17 protein-coding genes and 1 tRNA gene are annotated in these 19,269 nt (G+C 39.8%); 12 read left to right on the forward strand and 6 right to left on the reverse strand.

What is annotated here, in order from left to right:
* Window positions 1-36: 36 nt before the first annotated feature.
* On the forward strand, window positions 37-1,563 hold the full coding sequence (locus tag ACOMC3_RS10440) for a bifunctional GNAT family N-acetyltransferase/carbon-nitrogen hydrolase family protein (protein WP_420315829.1): 1,527 nt from the start codon (window positions 37-39) through the stop codon (window positions 1,561-1,563).
* 48 nt (window positions 1,564-1,611) lie between these two features.
* On the opposite strand, the gene surE is transcribed toward ACOMC3_RS10440, so the two are convergent.
* The 4 genes from surE to dnaG are packed head-to-tail and all read right to left on the reverse strand — an operon-like array spanning window position 1,612 to window position 6,118.
* On the reverse strand, window positions 1,612-2,382 hold the full coding sequence (surE, locus tag ACOMC3_RS10445; protein ID WP_420315830.1) for a 5'/3'-nucleotidase SurE: 771 nt from the start codon (window positions 2,380-2,382) through the stop codon (window positions 1,612-1,614).
* Window positions 2,383-2,384: 2 nt separating this feature from the next.
* Window positions 2,385-2,987, reverse strand: coding sequence for a hypothetical protein (locus ACOMC3_RS10450; RefSeq protein WP_420315831.1), 603 nt, complete (start codon window positions 2,985-2,987; stop codon window positions 2,385-2,387).
* Window positions 2,984-4,183 carry a bifunctional 3,4-dihydroxy-2-butanone-4-phosphate synthase/GTP cyclohydrolase II gene (locus ACOMC3_RS10455; RefSeq protein WP_420315832.1) on the reverse strand — a complete coding sequence of 400 codons (1,200 nt, stop codon included), beginning with the start codon at window positions 4,181-4,183 and terminating at the stop codon, window positions 2,984-2,986. Before ACOMC3_RS10455 ends, ACOMC3_RS10450 begins: the two co-directional genes overlap by 4 nt.
* A gap of 3 nt (window positions 4,184-4,186) precedes the next feature.
* Window positions 4,187-6,118: a DNA primase gene (dnaG, locus tag ACOMC3_RS10460; RefSeq protein ID WP_420315833.1), complete on the reverse strand. Its 1,932-nt coding sequence runs from the start codon at window positions 6,116-6,118 to the stop codon at window positions 4,187-4,189.
* An 83-nt stretch (window positions 6,119-6,201) separates the two neighbouring features.
* Between dnaG and ACOMC3_RS10465 the strand changes: the two genes are divergently transcribed.
* Genes ACOMC3_RS10465 through ACOMC3_RS10495 form a run of 7 tightly spaced genes read left to right on the forward strand, consistent with a single transcriptional unit; the run spans window position 6,202 to window position 14,869 of the window.
* The gene (locus ACOMC3_RS10465) at window positions 6,202-7,512 is read left to right on the forward strand and encodes a hypothetical protein (RefSeq protein ID WP_420315834.1); all 1,311 of its coding nucleotides are present in this window, start codon (window positions 6,202-6,204) and stop codon (window positions 7,510-7,512) included.
* 31 nt (window positions 7,513-7,543) lie between these two features.
* Window positions 7,544-8,635 carry an Mrp/NBP35 family ATP-binding protein gene (locus ACOMC3_RS10470; RefSeq protein WP_420315835.1) on the forward strand — a complete coding sequence of 364 codons (1,092 nt, stop codon included), beginning with the start codon at window positions 7,544-7,546 and terminating at the stop codon, window positions 8,633-8,635.
* A gap of 3 nt (window positions 8,636-8,638) precedes the next feature.
* Window positions 8,639-8,917, forward strand: coding sequence for a NifU family protein (locus tag ACOMC3_RS10475; protein ID WP_420315836.1), 279 nt, complete (start codon window positions 8,639-8,641; stop codon window positions 8,915-8,917).
* 7 nt (window positions 8,918-8,924) lie between these two features.
* Entirely contained in the window at window positions 8,925-11,858 is a 2,934-nt protein-coding gene (locus tag ACOMC3_RS10480; RefSeq protein ID WP_420315837.1) for a choice-of-anchor J domain-containing protein, read from the forward strand.
* A 34-nt stretch (window positions 11,859-11,892) separates the two neighbouring features.
* The gene (locus ACOMC3_RS10485) at window positions 11,893-12,738 is read left to right on the forward strand and encodes a PASTA domain-containing protein (RefSeq protein WP_420315838.1); all 846 of its coding nucleotides are present in this window, start codon (window positions 11,893-11,895) and stop codon (window positions 12,736-12,738) included.
* Entirely contained in the window at window positions 12,738-14,573 is a 1,836-nt protein-coding gene (locus ACOMC3_RS10490) for a T9SS type A sorting domain-containing protein (RefSeq protein WP_420315839.1), read from the forward strand. Before ACOMC3_RS10485 ends, ACOMC3_RS10490 begins: the two co-directional genes overlap by 1 nt.
* Window positions 14,570-14,869, forward strand: a complete 300-nt coding sequence (locus tag ACOMC3_RS10495) for a rhodanese-like domain-containing protein (protein WP_420315840.1) — start codon at window positions 14,570-14,572, stop codon at window positions 14,867-14,869. Before ACOMC3_RS10490 ends, ACOMC3_RS10495 begins: the two co-directional genes overlap by 4 nt.
* Here the strand turns inward: ACOMC3_RS10495 and ACOMC3_RS10500 are convergent.
* Both ACOMC3_RS10500 and ACOMC3_RS10505 read right to left on the reverse strand, forming a co-directional pair.
* Window positions 14,866-16,092, reverse strand: coding sequence for a site-2 protease family protein (locus ACOMC3_RS10500; protein WP_420315841.1), 1,227 nt, complete (start codon window positions 16,090-16,092; stop codon window positions 14,866-14,868). The two genes, ACOMC3_RS10495 and ACOMC3_RS10500, sit on opposite strands and share 4 nt — an antisense overlap.
* On the reverse strand, window positions 16,079-16,714 hold the full coding sequence (locus ACOMC3_RS10505) for an HAD family hydrolase (protein ID WP_420315842.1): 636 nt from the start codon (window positions 16,712-16,714) through the stop codon (window positions 16,079-16,081). The genes ACOMC3_RS10500 and ACOMC3_RS10505 overlap by 14 nt, the downstream gene beginning before the upstream one ends.
* A gap of 70 nt (window positions 16,715-16,784) precedes the next feature.
* Here ACOMC3_RS10505 and ACOMC3_RS10510 point away from each other — a divergent pair.
* From ACOMC3_RS10510 to ACOMC3_RS10525, 4 genes are all read left to right on the forward strand, one after another.
* Window positions 16,785-16,858 (forward strand) — tRNA-Ile (locus ACOMC3_RS10510).
* Window positions 16,859-17,505: 647 nt separating this feature from the next.
* A complete protein-coding gene (locus ACOMC3_RS10515) occupies window positions 17,506-18,636 on the forward strand; it encodes a formylglycine-generating enzyme family protein (protein ID WP_420315843.1) in 1,131 nt (376 codons plus the stop codon).
* The gene (locus ACOMC3_RS10520; RefSeq protein ID WP_420315844.1) at window positions 18,633-18,818 is read left to right on the forward strand and encodes a hypothetical protein; all 186 of its coding nucleotides are present in this window, start codon (window positions 18,633-18,635) and stop codon (window positions 18,816-18,818) included. The genes ACOMC3_RS10515 and ACOMC3_RS10520 overlap by 4 nt, the downstream gene beginning before the upstream one ends.
* 164 nt (window positions 18,819-18,982) lie before the next feature.
* On the forward strand, window positions 18,983-19,240 hold the full coding sequence (locus tag ACOMC3_RS10525; protein ID WP_420315845.1) for a hypothetical protein: 258 nt from the start codon (window positions 18,983-18,985) through the stop codon (window positions 19,238-19,240).
* Window positions 19,241-19,269 lie beyond the last annotated feature (29 nt).

Raw genomic sequence — 19,269 nt, forward strand, 5'->3', positions numbered from 1 at the left:
CAATTAAATGATATTGTTTCATTCTACCTTTGCTAAATGCAAGACATAGAAATCGACAACATTGATCTGACCTACCTAGGTTTGGATGATTATCAGGAGCTTAAAAAAGCGATGATTGAATCCTATCAAAAGGTAGAAGACAACTACTGGGAGAAGCATGAAATAGAAAAGTTGATCAGTCTATTTCCCGAGGGCCAAGTGGTTATTAAAGTCAATGGTCAGCTTGCAGGATGTGCTCTTTCTCTGATTGTGAAAAGTCGCATTGCTCAGATGAGACACACGTATAAACAGATTACAGGTAACTATACTTTCAGCACCCATGATTCTGAAGGTGACATATTGTATGGCGTTGACCTATTCATCAAACCTGAGTTCCGTGGTTTGCGCTTAGGACGCAGGCTCTACGATTACAGAAAAGAGCTTTGTGAACGGATGAACCTTAGAGGGATCGCTTTTGGTGGTCGTATCCCTAACTATCACACCCATGCTGAGGATTTGACCCCACGCCAATACATTGATAAAGTCAAGAAAAAAGAGATTGATGACCCAGTCCTAAACTTTCAGATCAACAATGATTTTCACGTTTCTAAGATTCTAAAAGGCTATCTGGAAGGAGACGAAGAATCAAAAGAATACGCAGTTCTTCTGGAATGGGATAACATTTATTATGAAGAACCAACAGATCAGGCCAGCAGTATCAAACGTGTGGTCCGATTAGGGCTTATTCAATGGCAAATGAGGTCTTACGAAGGGTTAGATGACCTTATGCAACAAGCAGAATACTTTATTGATGCTGTATCCGATTATCGCTCCGATTTTGCACTCTTCCCTGAGTTTTTCAATGCTCCACTAATGGCTGAAAATAACCACCTTTCGGAATCAGATGCCATTAGAGAGTTAGCCAAACATACCGATGAAATTGTCAACAGATTCTCAAGATTGGCGGTAACATATAACATTAATATCATCACTGGTAGTATGCCTGAGATAAAGAATGATAGGCTCTTTAATGTTGGTTATCTGTGCAGAAGAGATGGTACCATTGAACGTTTTGAGAAAATCCATGTCACTCCCGATGAATCCAAAATATGGGGAATGGAAGGCGGAAAAAGCGTGCAAACATTTGAAACAGATTGTGGCAAAATAGGTGTGCTTATTTGCTATGATGTCGAATTCCCTGAACTCAGCAGATTGCTAGCAGACGAAAAGATGGACATACTGTTTGTACCATTTCTCACCGATACTCAAAATGGATACTCCAGAGTGAGAAACTGCGCTCAAGCAAGAGCCATTGAAAATGAGTGTTATGTGGCTTTAGCAGGCAGTGTTGGAAACCTTCCAAATGTTCATAACATGGATATTCAGTTTGCTCAATCTGTAGTTTTCACTCCGTGTGATTTTGCCTTCCCAACCAATGGAATAAAAGCAGAAGCGACACCTAACACTGAGATGATCCTCATTGCAGATGTGGATGTAGATGATTTACGTGAGCTTCATGAATTTGGTAGTGTCAATAATCTCAAAGATCGAAGGACCGATGTGTATGAGTTGAGAAAAAAATAACTTTAGGTCGGTTAAGATAGTAACTCCAATTAAAGCATAATATCGGGTCTAGAAATCCCAGCTTTCGTTGAGCTGTGAAATCGCATGATGTCCAGTCATATCAAACTGACATGGGACGATCGAGACGAAATTATTCTTTAATGCCCACTCATCATTATCTTCTCCTTTGTCATGGTTCACGAAGTTACCTACCATCCAGAAGTATGTACGTCCGTATGGGTCTTTTCTTGCATCAAATTGTTCTTCCCAGTTGGCGTTTGCCTGGCGACAAACCTTAATGCCTTTGATAGACTCTTTTTGGTGAACCGGGAAATTTACATTTAAGGCTATTCCTTTTGGAATACCATTTTTCAGCGCCTCTTCTGTCACTTTCTTTAAGTAACTATCAATGTGATCCATAAATGCGTCCGGGTCATAATCACACAATGAAAAGCCAATTGCTGGTAGCCCTTCTATTGCCCCTTCTATAGCAGCACTCATGGTCCCGGAGTATAGGACACTAATTGAGCTGTTGCTCCCATGATTAACCCCTGAGACTACTAAATCAATGTTCCGATCTTTAAGTACATGGTGCTTTGCAAGCTTTACACAATCAGCAGGTGTCCCAGTACATTCATAGGCCTCCACCCCTTCAAATATTTCACTCTTTTTCAGCCGTAACGTATCACCAACGGTGATTGCATGACCCATACCGGATTGAGGACTGTCTGGAGCTACCACAACAACTTCACCCAACTGCTTAACCACATTTACAAGCTTTTTAATGCCCCGAGATGTAATTCCATCGTCGTTACTTACCAGAATCAAGGGTTTTCCCATAATTATATTGAATTGTAAAATGCTGTGATACGTACAAGATCTGCCATCTCATCGGTATCCAGCTTATTATCTTTTATGAATTTTTTTACTTCAGACTGTTTCTTGGACATGAAAGTTAGAAGGTCTTTTTTCTTGCCATTGAAATAGGTGATTTTGCCTTTATCGTCCAGAAAGAAATATGAATATTTGATCACCACCTGGGTTCCGGTACCACCACCCCAATAAGCAGATGAGCTGTTGACTGTTTGTGTGACCAGGTGTTCTCTTGCCATCAAGGAGACCTTGCCCTCATAGACAAGTTCAAAAAACACAGGAATCTTATAATCTATATTGACAGTATAAGGGATCGAATAAAACTGGCGGTAATTATTCAAAATCTTATCAAAAATCTCAAAGTAAAAAACCTTGTGACTTGAAAAAGACTTTGTTTTCCCTTTACTAACTACTGTAAGAATGTTTGCATCCAAATCGTACTTTAGATCTCCTTTCAGTGTGTCTTTATCAGTAGTAATCAAAAAGCCATTATGAAAGACTTCAGAGGAAAATCGCTGAGAATTAGCGCTTTGCAAAGCCAGAATACATAAAAAACCAAGAATAAATCTCATTTCAAAATCTCGTGTCCTAGTTTATCTCTTTTCGTTTCAAGGTATTTTTGGTTGTGCTCGTTTGGGGTGATTTCGATTGCAATATTCTCAACAATTTCCAAGCCATACCCCATCAGACCCACACGTTTTTTTGGATTATTAGTGATCAGTCGGAGTTTGGTAATTCCAAGTTTACGCAAAATTTGGGCACCTACACCATAGTCTCGCTGATCGGATTTAAATCCTAACTCAATATTTGCCTCCACTGTATCTTTTCCTTCTTCCTGGAGCTTGTAAGCCTTCAATTTATTCATCAGACCAATCCCTCTACCTTCCTGATTCATATACAGCACAACTCCTTTGCCTTCTTTTTCTACCATCTGCATGGCACCATGAAGCTGACCACCACAGTCGCATCTACAGGAACCAAATATATCCCCTGTCACACACGAACTATGCACTCTTACCATCACAGGCTCTCCTTCTTTCCATTCACCTTTAATCAATGCCAGATGCTCTTCACCTGTATTTTTCTGTTTGAATGCTTTGAGTTGAAAATCACCCCATGCAGTAGGCATCTGAACTGCTATCTCCTCCTCTACCATCGATTCTTTTTCCATTCGATATTCTATGAGGTCTGCGATGGATACCAGTTTCAAATCAAATTTATCGGCAATTTTTCGGCAATCAGGAAGACGAGCCATCGTGCCATCATCTTTCAAAATCTCAACAAGAACACCTCCTGGTGTAAGTCCTGCCAATCTTGAGAAATCAACAGCAGCTTCAGTATGCCCTGCTCTTCGTAAAACTCCACCCTGTTTGGCTTTTAAGGGAAAAATATGTCCAGGTCTTCCCAAATCTTCTGGTTTGGTATCAGGATTGACCAATGCCTGAATGGTCTTTGCCCTGTCAGAAGTTGAAATTCCTGTGGATGTACCATGACCAATCAAATCAACAGAAACTGTAAATGGAGTCTCAAAAGTAGCGGTGTTTTTACCAACCATAAGATCCAGATCTAGCTCTTTACACCTATCCTCAAGCAAAGAAGCACAAATCAGACCTCTCCCCTCTTTAGACATAAAGTTGATGATGTCCGGAGTGACTTTTTCGGCAGCACAAATGAAGTCACCTTCATTCTCACGATCCTCATCGTCCACAACGATGATCACTTCTCCATTTTTTATTGCCTCGATGGCATCTTCTATTTTATCTAGCATTATCTATCCTACTAATACGTTTCCTAATATATTGGCAATCTCTACCGACACTTTCTTCAACTCATTTATATCATCCAAAAGTTCATCTACCTCCACTTCATTTGTGGCATGCTTTAGTTTATCAGTTTCTTCCTGAATGAGCTGCTGCACAATTCTGAATTTAAGTCTGAGAACGTTCGTATATGTTACATCTCTTAAAAATTCAGTTTCCCGAGGCACATGAATCTTATACTTTTCACTCCAATTTTCACTAATCTCATATTTATCCGCGCTTAGATCAATGACCGTTTTTCGAATTTCTTCATCTTCATGATTCAGTAAATACTCACCGTCAATCACCTCTCCATCGTTCAATTTCTTTCGAAAAATTTCAATGATTTTCCGATAAGTCTCATTGGTAAACTGGATTTCGTCTGCTTCGTTGAGAAAATAATCGATTAAACTCTGATCCTGCATTTCACGTGTCTGAATCTTATTCTTTCCATAGTTCACCAGCACACGAATACTTTCACGCTCCTGGTATTCTATGATTTTACCAATATCAAGTTTATCGATAAGGTCATCCTGCTCCATTGGAAACGGAGGAACTTCCATTTCAGGTTGAATAGGATCAGGCGCTCGTTGCTTTTTGCGATTCTCAATTAGAATCTTGTTTTGCTCTGCGATAAGTACAGATTCAGCGATACCGAGCAGATCACTGCATTCCTTAATGTAGACCGTTCGTTTGACCGGATCATTAATTTTAGTGATGCTGGAAACAATGTCCTTTATAACCCCTGCCTTTTTGACAGGATCATTGCCGGTTTCATCAAGAAGCACTTTGGTTTTGAACCGAATGATGTCTTGTGCTTCTTCTGCAACATATTCTCTAAATCCAGACGCACCCAGTTGCTTCGCATAACTATCCGGATCTTCCCCCTCTGGAAGGGCGACAGCCTTGACATTTAGGTCTCCCTCAAGCAAAAGATCAATGCCGCGCATGGATGCTTTTATCCCTGCCTGGTCTCCGTCAAAAATGACTGTTACATTTTCCGAATACCGTCTGATCAACTTTACCTGATCTTCCGTAAGTGCGGTACCTGATGAGGCTACTACATTTTCGATACCGGCCTGATGCATTGATATCACATCTGTATATCCCTCTACCAGGTAACAATTATCCTCCTTTCGGATGGAATTCTTTCCCTGATACATGCCATAAAGCACTTTGCTTTTATGGTACAGCTCAGTTTCTGGACTGTTGATGTATTTAGCAGACTTATCAGTACTGGATAGCTTCCTACCACCAAAAGCAATGGTTTTACCAGAAACATTGTGAATTGGAAACATCACCCTGCTGCGGAAGCGATCATAATTTTTCCCGTCCTTATCAATGATCAATCCGGCTTCAGCCAGAAGTTCCTTTTTGTATCCTTTTTGAGTGGCCTCATTTAACAGCCCATCCCAAAGCTCTTTTGAATAACCTAGTTCGAATTTTTTAAGGGTTTCTTCAGTAAAACCTCGCTCCTTGAAATACGATAGACCAATAGATTTTCCCTCTTCTGAATTATGAAGGACATCTTGAAAGTACTCAGAAGCGTAATTCAGCACAATGAATAAGCTTTCGCGTTTGTTCTGTGCTAGTTGCGCTTCATCGGACTGCTCTTCTTCTTTAACTTCGATACCATACTTTCCGGCGAGGTATTTCAAAGCCTCTACGTAGCTTAGTCCATCCACTTCCATCACAAAAGTGATTGCATCTCCTCCTTTCCCTGAGCTGAAATCTTTAAATATCCCTTTGGATGGTACCACATAAAAAGAAGGAGTCTTTTCATTGGTAAATGGGCTAAGCGCTTTATAACTTGAGCCTGAGCGTTTAAGGGTCACAAAGTCCTCTACCACTTCGACAATGTCGATACGGTTTTTAATCTCTTCGATGGTGGAGGGTTGAATCATACGCCTTAATGGACTGCAAAATTACCTGATAAAAAGGATACTAAATCATCAGGAATAAAGCATAGTTTTAAACTAAAAAATCAATGCCAAAACAAACCTCAAATCCTGCCAACATTTTATTCGTCTCTTTGTCCGCTTTAATCAGTGATACTGCCTGGCAATGCAGAAAAGAAGGTCACCATGTGAAGTACTTCATTGAAGAAGAAAGTGAAAAAGAAATTGGTGATGGGTTTGTAGAAAAAGTAGATGACTGGGAAGCCGAAGTGGATTGGGCTGATCTTATTGTTTTTGATGATGTACTAGGTCAGGGTGAAAAAGCTCAAAAACTTAGAGAACAGGGTAAGTACGTGGTTGGAGGCACTCCTTACACTGATAAATTAGAAGATGATCGATCGTTTGGACAAAGTGAACTCAAAAGACACAAAGTCAACATTCTTAATTACCATGAATTCGATTCATTTGATGCTGGAATCAATCACATTAAAGCTAATCCGGGTAAGTATGTATTGAAACCAAGTGGCGAGGCACAAAACATCAAAAGACTCCTGTTTGTTGGTCAGGAGGAAGATGGTAGTGATGTATTGCGGATACTTGAAGCTTATAAAAATGCATGGAGTGAAGAAGTGAAAGTCTATCAGCTTCAAAAGAAAGTAGATACGGGCGTTGAGATTGGTGTTGGAGGTTTCTTTAATGGAAAAGAATTCATATACCCCATCAACATCAATTTTGAGCACAAAAAACTGTTTCCAGGTGAGCTTGGAGTAGCTACTGGTGAAATGGGTACAAGTATGTTTTGGAGTGGTCCCAACAAAGTTTTCAATGCCACTTTAAAGAAAATGGAACCAACACTGGCTTCAGAAGGCTATGTCGGCTACATCGATGTTAACTGCATTGTAAATAGCAATGGAATCTACCCTTTAGAATTTACTTCACGATTCGGATATCCAACGATTTCCATTCAGGCCGATGGAATGCTAAATGGGATTGGTGACTTTCTGTATCAATTAGCAAAAGGAGAAAAAACAGGATTGAAAACTCGAAATGGCTTCCAGGTTGGCGCCAGGGTGGTTGTACCTCCTTTTCCTTATAAAGATCCAAAGACATTCGATGCTTTTTCAAAAAACGCTGCAATCGTTTTCAAGAAGCCGGTTACTGACGGAATTCATATTGAGGATGTAAAAATGGTAAACAATGAATGGCTGATCACAGGTGGCAGTGGGGTTGCATTAATTGTCACAGGAATGGGACTTACAATGAAGCAAGCTCAGCAGCAGCTATATGCCCGAATAAAAAATATTATGATTCCAAACATGTACTACCGAACTGATATCGGAAATCGTTGGTTTGAAGATAGTGATAAGTTGCACGCCTGGGGATACCTCAGAGAGAGCTAATTTGCTAGATTAATTTTAACTTGCGCAGCGAATGGAATTGACGAAAGAAAATCTACTTAAAGCACTGAGTGAAGTAATCGACCCGGACCTGAAAAAGGACCTGGTTTCACTCGGAATGATACAAAACATCCACATTGATGGTGATAAAGCTGCATTCGATGTAGTACTTACAACACCAGCTTGCCCACTTAAGGAAGTGATCAAAAAAGATTGTGAGGATAAGATTAAAAAACATTTAGGTGATGTTAAGACAATCATTAACATGACCTCAAATGTTACCACCAAAAGAGATGATGGACCTGTCCTTCCAGGAGTGAAGAACATCATCGCCGTTTCTTCAGGAAAAGGTGGTGTAGGAAAATCTACAATCGCGGCAAACCTTGCTGTGGCTTTAGCCAGGACTGGTGCGGATGTGGGCTTGATAGATGCGGATATTTATGGACCATCTATTCCAACTATGTTTAACTGTGAGTTTGAACAGCCAGGAATCGTTCAAGAAGATGGAAAAAACAAGATCATTCCCATTCAGCAGTATGGAGTTAAACTTATTTCCATTGGCTTCCTTACAAATAGTGAAGACGCTGTTGTCTGGAGAGGCCCAATGGCAAGTTCTGCGTTACGTCAGTTTATTTCAGATGCCAAGTGGGGAGATTTAGATTATTTGATCATAGACTTGCCTCCTGGCACTAGTGATATTCATTTAACATTGGTTCAGGCAGTGCCTGTGACCGGTGCAGTGGTGGTGACTACTCCTCAAAAAGTAGCTCTTGCTGATGCTCAAAAAGGTATCTCCATGTTTAAACAACCACAAATCAATGTCCCAATTCTCGGTTTAGTTGAAAATATGGCTTGGTTCACTCCTGATGAACTTCCTGATAATAAATACTTTATCTTTGGAGAAGGTGGTGGATTGAAACTCGCTGAAAAGAATGAGATTGAGCTTTTGGGTCAAATTCCAATTGTTCAGTCCATAAGAGAAAGTGGAGATAGTGGATATCCTGTTGCAATGAAAGATGGAGAATTAGCAGATTCATTCAACTCGCTTGCTGAAAATGTAGCAAGACAAATAGCCATTAGAAATGCATCTGCTCCAGAGACTAAAAAAGTAGAAGTGACCGTTTAGGATATGTCAGAGTTAGTAGAAAAAGTAGAAAAAGCACTGAATACGATCAGGCCTTATCTTGAAGCAGATGGTGGCGACGTAAAAGTTCTTGAAGTGGATAAAGACATGAATGTTGTTTTGGAGCTGATGGGAAACTGTGGTTCTTGTCCTATGTCCACCATGACACTAAAAGCAGGAGTTGAAGAGGCTATTAAAAGAGAAGTACCGGAAATTAAAAGCGTTCATGCGATTAACGTCACATCTCCAGACGATCCAAACGCTAAACTTCCATTTGTTAACTAATGGGCTCATGCGCATTGGGTTATTACCCCTAATAACACTCCTATCAATTAGTCTTAGTGCCCAACAAAGATGTGGCACAACAGCGCCCTCTACTGGTGAGTTTGAAAACTGGATCAGTTCCAGAATAGAAATTCAAACCGATCAGATTCATAGTCAAGCAGCTACCATTTATCAGATTCCGGTAGTCGTTCACGTCTTCCACAAAGGTGAAGCCATTGGCAATGGAGTAAACTTATCAGAGGAGCGAATCAAAGCTCAAATAGATTCACTGACTGCCGATTTTAGAAGGATGAACGCTGATACGGTAAATACTCCAACAACATTTAAACCGGTTGCAGCAGATATTGAAATTGAATTTGTACTAGCCAAACAAGATCCTGCTGGCAAGCCCACAAATGGCATTGTGCGATTACGAGGATCTCGTGACACCTACAGAGCCAATTCTCACAGACCATTGCTTCGCTCTGAAAGCTATTGGCCTCCACAGCATTATTTAAACATTTATGTACTTGACCTTCAGGTATTTTTAGGGTATGCATCATTTCCACTGACTTCCATTCCAGGCATTGTTAATGACTCAGAAGATTACATTTTTGATGGAGTCCTGATCGACCATCAATACTTTGGAGTCAATCCTGCAGCACCAGCATTTGAAAGTTATGGAAGAACCCTGACTCATGAAGTGGGCCATTACCTGGGCTTAAGACATATCTGGGGCGATGGTAATTGCTCTGTAGATGATTTTGTAGATGATACTCCATTAGCTGATACCGACAATGGAGAATATACCTCACCCTGCACCTGGCCGAACCCGAGCGATAATGAAGTATGTGTAAGTGGAGAACCGGAGATGTTTCAAAACTTTATGGACTATACTGATGACATTTGCATGAACCTCTTTACAGAAGGGCAAAAAACGAGGATGAGAACAGTATTGGATAATTCTCCTAACAGAAGTTCTTTAAAATCAAGTCCTGGTCTGACCGAACCTGCCCGTTTTGTAAATGACCTAGCCGCCATCAAAATTTTAGAACCAAATGAAAACGAATGCTCTACTAATATCACGCCACAACTTTTAGTTACAAACTATGGAACCAATGAAATCTTTTCATATGAGGTTCAGATGAACATAAATGGCAACCCATTTGGAGGACCCATTCCAATTACGACGACTTTAGCACCCCTGACTTCTCAAACTATCAATTTTTCAACCCAATCCATTCCAAATACTCCGTATACCCTTTCATTTGAGCTTTCTGAAGTGAATGGAACATTGGATGGTAATGATGCAAATAATACAGTTTCAACAATAGTATCTAACAACTCCAGTGTGCGATTACCATTCTTCGAAGATTTTGAAGGTATTCTAAAAGTTCTTGGAGACGATGGAGCTTCATACCCCTGGGAGGTAACGACAGCTCCCAAAGCCACATCTAATAATCAAGCGATTGCTTTCAAAGCATATGAAAACACCGAATGGTTTGGAGAGCAAACCATTTTTAAAACGCCAGTACTTGATTTGACTGGAATTCAATCTGGTGAAATGCTTTTCAGCTTTGCTCATGCCAATCCACCAGATGCATTTTATGATGGCCTGATGGTTAAAGCAAGCGTCGATTGTGGCGAGACTTTTACCGATGTTTTACTTACTGCTTTTGGTCCAAACCTATCAACTGCAGGACAATCATCTAATAGTTTTATCCCTGCAAGCCAACTCGAATGGATGGATACACTCATCAGCATTACAGACTATAAGGAAATAGACGGTGTTCAATTCGCTTTTGTTGGAATTAACGGAGGTGGTAATAATATATACATTGATGAGGTTGAAATTGTGGAAACCAATCTCTTTGAAAATGACATTTTACCTAGAAGTCTAAACGGACCGCTGATCACCTGCTCTGAATCATCTCGTATCGAGCTTCGAATTCGTAATGTTGGATCTCAGGTGATCACGTCATTTGAAGTGAAGTATCATGTAAATGGTGATACCATCACCACACTGTTTGATAACTTAAGTATTTCATCAAAATCGTTTGCTAATTTCTTTTTAACTGCAGACAATCTCAATGAAGGGCCCAATGAAATTGGCGCTGAAATAACCCTTGTTAATGGCACGGAAGATGAATCGGGAGAGAACAATACTTTAGAAACCACATTGATTAGGGATAGTAAATTCGATGAATATCCGCTCACATTAAATTTTGAAACAAGTGATAATTGGGACATAACTGCTGAAGCAAGTGAACCACTCTGGACCAGAACCCTGCTAGAAGAAAATGGTGTTTTGCGCGCAAATGGATTTAATGCGCCACAACTAGGGGTAAGAAGCTGGTTTATTAGCCCTAAGTTAAATACAGGCAATCTGGATAGTGCTTTTTTGTATTTCAAAGCTTCTTATGCCTCTCGAGATGGATTTGAAGATAGATTGCAAGTATTGCTTTCCACCGATTGTGGTGAAAACTATAATACTACATTATTGAACATTGATTCTGATTCACTTGCAGTTGCCATAAGCCCCACCAAATGGATTCCTACTCAAGATAGTGACTGGAAGGAGTACAAGCTCAGTCTCTCTCATTCTTTCTTTTTTGATGAAGATATTCGTATTGCTTTCATATTTACTCCAGGAGGGGGTAATGATCTATATATTGATGACATCTCAATATTTGAAAATCCACCACCTTCTTACGAGGATATAGCTCGCATCTTCCCAAATCCAGCGAAGACTGCTTTTAATATTGGATTTAATCTCACAGAAAAAGAATCCGTGATTGTGAGAGTTGTTGATATTAGTGGCAGAGTTGTTATCGAGCAAAGGATACCAAATGCACTTAATCAAATAATTGAATACAAAGCACCATCACAGGAAGGATTGTATTTTATCAACGTGATTGGAAAGCAATTCAAAACCTCTCAAAAACTGTTTATTACTCGCTAATTGTTTAGGTTTATCGCAGATTTTAAAATCAGATATGTCATTTAAAAAACCAACCAGCATTAAGGATTATTTGGTACACCTTGGAGTGCTTCTTGGAGGTACCTTTTTGATCGTAGTTATTGTTTTTTATATCTGGCTCCCAGTATCTACGAATCATGGAGAAACCATCACTGTGCCTGACATTAAGGGTATGACCTTGGATGAATTAGATGAGTTTCTAGGAAAAAGAAATCTAAGATTCGAAGTTACACCCGATTCCAGCTACTCCCCTGACTTTGAGCCATTGGCCGTATTGCGTCAAGTACCAAAGCCAAATACCAAAGTGAAAGAAAATCGCAAAATCTACGTTACTCTAAATGCAGAAAGTCCACCAGAAGTTCGCATGCCAGATCTAATTGATAAATCCATTAAAAGTGCCGTGATGACACTTAATTCATACGATCTAATTTTAGGTGAAATAAAATACGTTCCGGATGATTTCTTTGTAGTAGTTGAAACGAAACTGGATGGTAGAGCCGTTTTAGCTGGCGAAAAAATTGAAAAAGGATCAACAATCGATTTAGTAGTAGGAAATGGATTTGGTAATACAATCTTCCAATCTCCAAATCTTATTGGACTTGAGCAAGAAGAGGCTGAGTTTGCCATCATTGGCTCAGGCTTACGTGTTGGCAAGATCAGGTTTACTGAAAAATCTCAGGCCGGATTCTCAGCTTTAGATTCTCTGGGCAATGATATGTTGGAATACAGAAGCATTTCGCCTGGTACAGTTCAGCAACAATATCCCAGGGCTGAAACTCGAATCAGAATCAATGATCCCATTGATATTTGGATTTATATGCCTGATACGGTAAGTAACACTCCTACAATACTTGACAATTGATGAAGAACGTTTTTTTCATCATATCCTGTGTGCTATCCAGCACTCTATTCAGTCAGCTGATAGTAAAGCCAATTCCTAATTCAAGCCAAGAAAGAGCTAGAATTTCAAGTAGCCAAACCATCAATCCTGCCTCACTTCCATTTTGGGATGATTTTTCGGTTACCCACAATTCTCCAGATGGTCTAAGAATTTGGGGAAATGATTCCACCAGACAATGGAATGCAGAATTGAGTAAAGATGTATTTATTAATGAAAGCTTAGCCATTAATCCACCTTCCTATAAAGTAGCCACTTTTGATGGGCTTGATTCGAATGGAGCATTTCATGGTACAGATAAAGGTTTGGCAGATCAATTAGTCACCGATACCATCAACCTGCAAGGAAGAGCAGATGTTATTTTGTCTTTTTACTGGCAAGCGGGAGGTAATGTAGAAATACCAGAACCTGGTGATTCATTGGTCCTTCAATTTTATAATCCTAATGACATGGTACAGTCGTGGAATACCGTTTGGTTAAAAGATGGTGAGGATGTTCTAGCTCATCAGGATAGCGTATTTACTCAAGAAGCAATTACGGTAGACTCTAAATATCTCACATCTGAATTTATGTTCAGGTTTCAATCTTATGGAGACCTTGACGGCCCGTTTGATGCCTGGCATGTGGATTGGATTTATTTAAATGAAAATAGAACAAATGATGATTATTATTACCTGGATCGAGGACTTACAGGTCAGCTGAAAGCCCCAATATCACCATTCAAGTCCATGCCGGCATATCAATTTCTTGCGAATCAAACGGCATTGACGAGTAGCCAGTTTGTTCAAGCTTTTAATCTGGATAGGCAATTACAACCAACAGAGTATATTTTGGTAATCAATGATGTGACGAATAACAACCGAATAGATTCTATTGAATACGGCAACAAGAATCCTTTAATTAATAATCCCAGTCCATTCAGTGTCACTATAGAAAGATTCATTGAATTAGATGGAGTTGACCTTTCCGGAATCCCTAACCAAGACTCTCTGGTGCTTTCCTCGGAAGTATACCTGGAGAGTTCCGATGATGATTTTCTCGATGGTACTAACATTGATCTTAGAATTAATGACACCCTTCGAACGAACTACTTACTACAAAACTATTATGCATTCGACGATGGAGTAGCTGAATATGCCATTGGCACTAACATAAATGGAGGCCAGGTAGCGGTTCGTTATTGGCTAGAGCAGCCAGATACGATTACCCATGTTGACATACATTTCCCAAACATTGATCCATCGAGTAACAACAGTGCCCTTCAACTCAAAGTCTTTCGGGACTTAAATCAAGATCCTGTAAGATCACAAGCTATATCAGTGATTACAGCGACTAAATTGAATGAGTTTACACGCTATAAACTTTCGAGTCCAATCGTATTATCAGACACCTTTTACATCGGCTATGAGCAAAGTAAAAATGATTACATAGGTATTGGTTTCGATCGAAGTAATCCTGATGCCTCACCACATATTTTTGAAAATAAAACCGGTGAATGGGAGCAAAATGTGAGGCTTACAGGTGCATTAATGATCCGACCTGTATTTGAAAAAATTGATTCCTTAGTCCTGGGTAATGAGCGCATTCAAGAAACAATAATCTATCCCAATCCAACGAATGGAATAGTAAGGGTTTCAGGTGACTATCATTCAGTCACTTTAAATGATTTTTCTGGCAAAATTTTGATGCATGAACAGAAACAAAGTCTGCATGATTTCACGAATTTGAAGGCAGGTTTATATTTGCTCACTATTCACCGAAAGGAAGGTGATCAAACACTAAAAATCATCAAGAAATGAATGAAGATATAACCTGCCGACAAGTAAAAGATCGTCTTGAAAGTGGCGAGAAATTTAACTTCATCGATGTGCGTGAAGAGTGGGAATATGAAGAAGCCAACATCGGTGCTACACTTATTCCGCTGGGAGACCTGCCAAACAGACTTTCAGAAATAGAGCATATGAAAAGTGATGAGGTAATCGTTCATTGCAAATCAGGAGCAAGATCAGGAAGAGCAAAAAAATACCTCAATTCTCAAGGTTTCACCAACGTTCGTAACATGGAAGGTGGTATTACAGCGTACTTAGAACTCTAAATACCGTGTATTACTAGTGGCTGGGGGCTGAAGCTAAGAATGAAGATTATCAGAGCGACCCAGCCTAAAATTTTCCTCCCCATGGTCAATGGTCGATTATCAACAACCGGTGGATGATCAACACCAATAAATCGACCAATCAAAATTGAAAATACAAGCCATCCGGTATATCCTTCAACCTTGAAAATGGATGCAACGAAAAACTGAACCGTAAACATTGCAGTAGCATACAATAATCGATTTCTTTTTTCTTTAAATACGCTTGCTGTGCTCCAGTAAAGTACGATCAAATACACAGCGATATTCAATAAAAATCCCCCAAGTGACTCGATAGAAGTATTGACTAAATCAGCAGTGGTCACCCATCCCAACCCTGCATAAAACAGGAAGCAAGTAAACATGACTCGTGATATAATTCCGTGATTCTTTGCACCGAATAATCCAAAGAGCACATGTCCTCCATCTAGCTGGCCAATAGGCAAGAGGTTTAGCGCTGTAAAGAAAAATGCCAGGTAGGCTGCCAATAAAATAGGATAATGCATCAGCTCTTTCGAGCTGGGAACATACCGATCATCAGGGGCAAGATATTGTCGTCCCAAATTCATCAGAATGTTGTCACCAAATGAAATGGAACCCTCCCTACCTGTATCAATGGTATCCTGTAGGGTTTCGTAACTCATTCTTGCAGGATTCAAATCTGACTTTAAGATCAGTGTATCTAGTCCATCCATGCGCTGTTCAAAGTTTTCACCAAATATTTCATACTCTGGATGAATCTCATAGATATAGTCCGTCTCTGGTAAGGATTGAAACCCGTATACCATCATGGCAAGTGCTACTACAAATCCAGATATGGGTCCAGAAACACCAACATCAAAGTATTTTATTCGACTGATTATGCTCTCTTTGATTCGAATAAAAGCACCAAATGTACCAATTGTAGGTGCACCTATAAATCCAAGCCACATGGGAATATAGTATGGGAGCGTTACATTGATTTTATGATACCTGGCTGTGAAATAGTGTCCGAACTCATGAACGGTTAGGATCAACAAGAATGGTATTGAAAATTGAAAGCCAAACAAGAAGTCGTCCCAGGTCATACCAAGGATGATGAATTTCCCGATGGTCCATTCTGTACCTGCCAAGGTCGTAGTAACCAGGGTAGTTAAGAATAAGCCAAGCTGGATTAGTCTTGTCTTTGTTTGCTTATTTAAGTCCAAAAATTTCGTTTAATTGATTGTCCGGGTCCAATATTTGAAAAGCTTTCATTCCGGCGCGCCTTGCCCCTTCCACATTATCTAGTCTGTCATCCAGAAATAACATTCTGGAAGCGTAAAGACCAATGTCATCTATAACAAACTTGTAGCAATTCAGGTTTGGTTTTCGCATGCCAATTTCATGGGAGTAGTATACCTCTTTTACAAAATCACGAAGACTGAAACGACCGGTGGCTTCCAAGATCATTTCCTCATAAGCTATCTCATGGATCATGTTGGTATTTGATAAAATGAATGTGTCAAATTTCTCTCCGATCTTAAGCACTTTATCCATTCTTTCTTTGGTGATGGACTTGAGCATGCTGTTCCAGATACTCTCAAATTGTCTCTCACCCATATTAGTCCCCAGTAAGGAGTTAATACTGGTTCTGAATTCATCAGGACCGATCATTCCCATCTCAAATTTTTGTAGCACAGGGGCTGTTACAACCAATTCTTCAATCTCTTCCTGATTCTTTTTAGCTACTTCAGAAAATTTTCGAATCACTCGTGGATAGTCGAGATCGATAAGTACATTTCCAAAATCAAAAATTATGGCATCTATGCCTTGCAGTAGGTCTGACATTCGTTGGCAATTAATCCGCAAATATGTAATATTGCGCTCCCTTTTAAAAGGAACAATCACTTTAATGTGAGGGCCTATAACTCAGTTGGTTAGAGTAACTGACTCATAATCAGTAAGTCCCAGGTTCGAGCCCTGGTGGGCCCACAAAAAGCAAGACCCTGATTATCTGTTAGGGTCTTGTTGCTTATGGACATTTTGGGCGAGGAGTTTATCCTGAACGATAGTGAAGGAAGCCCTGGTGGGCCCACATAAAGCACAGCGAAAGTTGTGCTTTTTTTATTTGTCAATTTGGCGAGAAGCCTGTCCCGTAGGAATGAAATGACATACGGGAAGCCCTGGTGGGCCACATTGAGAATCAACTTTTCTTTGTTCCTCAGAGTCCTTTCCTTTCTCTTCCCTAGCGCCAAAGTGACTCTGAGGGGTTTGTAAATCCTTATCTCTAAAGATTGAAACCCAATCAAGCTCCATGGGATTAATACTTAATTTTTTTCTCCCTCAGAGTTACTCACACAGAGAACTCTGAGGCTTTTGTGTTGGTAGATTTCTTTGTTCCTCAGAGTCCTTTCCTTTCTCTTCCCAAGCGCCAAAGTGACTCTGAGGGGTTTGTAGTGACTCTGAGGGGTTTGTAAATCCTTATCTCTAAAGATTGAAACCCAATCAAGCTCCATGGGATTAATACTTAATTTTATAGTTGCTCATAGAATATTGTATTAAACGTCGCTAGTAAAAAGAATAATAAGTCAATTCTCCTTTTTTGAAGCATTCAATTAATTAAGATCCTCACGAGTAATATGATCAAACGACTATCGAAATTCACTTTAGCAGTACTAAGTTTTATCTTATTGTCGTGCAGCGGCGGTGAGAAAAAAACAACTCCAGAAGTAGAAGAAAAAACTGAAAGTAAAACCGATGTTGTTCAACTAAAGGAAGGGCCTTCAGGAATGGTTTGGGTGCCCGGGGGAACTTATATCATGGGCGCATTAGATTCAGATGATCAAGCCCGTAAAGATGAATATCCAGCACATGAAGTGACTGTTGATGGGTTTTGGATGGACGTTACTGAAATTACCAATGCTCAATTTGAAGAATTTGTAAATGCCACTGGTTATGTTACCACGGCTGAAAAAAAACCTGATTGGGATGAACTGAAAAAGCAACTACCTTCAAACACCCCAAAACCTGCTGATTCTGTTTTTCAAGCTGCCTCTATGGTTTTTACGCCTGTTGAAACATACAATTTACAAAACTGGGCTCAATGGTGGCGCTGGGTTAAAGGTGCCAATTGGAAGCAACCTCAAGGCCCTGGCAGTTCAATCGATGATAAAGAAGATCATCCGGTAGTACAAGTGTCATGGGATGATGCAAAAGCCTATTTAGAATGGGCAGGAAAACGCTTCCCAACTGAGGCCGAATGGGAATTTGCTGCCAGAGGGGGTGAAGTGAATAATCGCTACCCATGGGGTGAAGATTTCAATAGAATTACGGTATGTGGAAATACATGGACAGGAACGTTTCCTATTTACAATAATGAAGCAGATGGTTTTTACAATACAGCTCCTGTTGCATCATATGAACCCAATGGTTACGGACTTTATGATATGGCAGGGAATGTTTGGGAATGGACCAGTGATTGGTACAATATCGACTATTATCAACAATGCGCTGATCGGGGAAAAGTAAAAAATCCAAAAGGAGCAGATCAATCGTATGACCCTTCAAACCCATACATGCCTCAGCGGGTTCAGCGCGGGGGCTCATTCCTTTGTAGCGAAAGTTATTGCAGCAGTTACAGAGCTAGCGCCCGTATGCGATCCAGTCAGGATACTGGCCAGGATCATTTAGGATTTAGAGGTGTAATGACACAGGAAATGTGGGAATTATTTAAACCCAATAATGAAGGCACCTCGCCAGGCGTTCAATGAAAACAAGATACTATGAAATTGAAACTACTTATCTCATAGATGCGAATTTGTATGATGTAGTTATGAAGATATCATATAGAAGGACAGACCAAAACTCAAGATCAGAGATCGATGCAGAAGGAATCCAGAAATTACAAACAATTAAACACCGAAGATATTTTCAGAAAGAAGTATTGAGATAAGTTAAGAAAGTTCCTAACTTAGGTTGCGTTCAATTGTTTTTTAAACCAAAGGAACCAATCCTAATATGCCTGTCTCTTACATTACTCATAATGGCCGTAAAATTCTTCATGTCAATTTCAAGGACATAAAATCAAAAGATGCTGTAATGTCTAACCTTGAAGATATGAAAAAGCACTATATCGAAGCAACTGATAAAATCTATTTGCTACTGGATGTACGTGGGACTTTCACTGACCCTGAAGTCATGGATACATTAAAACACTATGGGAAGCAGTATTTTAGTGGAAAATCAGAGAAACGAGCAATACTAGGAGTAACTGGAGTTAAGAAGATACTTTTGAGGGCTTATAGTTTAGTTACAGGCACTAATGTAGCCTCGTTTGATGATGAAGAGCAAGCCAAAGATTACCTGGCATCATAAAAAAGGTTCATTCGATTAAAATGAACCTT

It is taken from the genome of Ekhidna sp., from assembly GCF_965212185.1.
In the GTDB taxonomy this organism is placed as follows: Bacteria; Bacteroidota; Bacteroidia; order Cytophagales; family Cyclobacteriaceae; genus Ekhidna.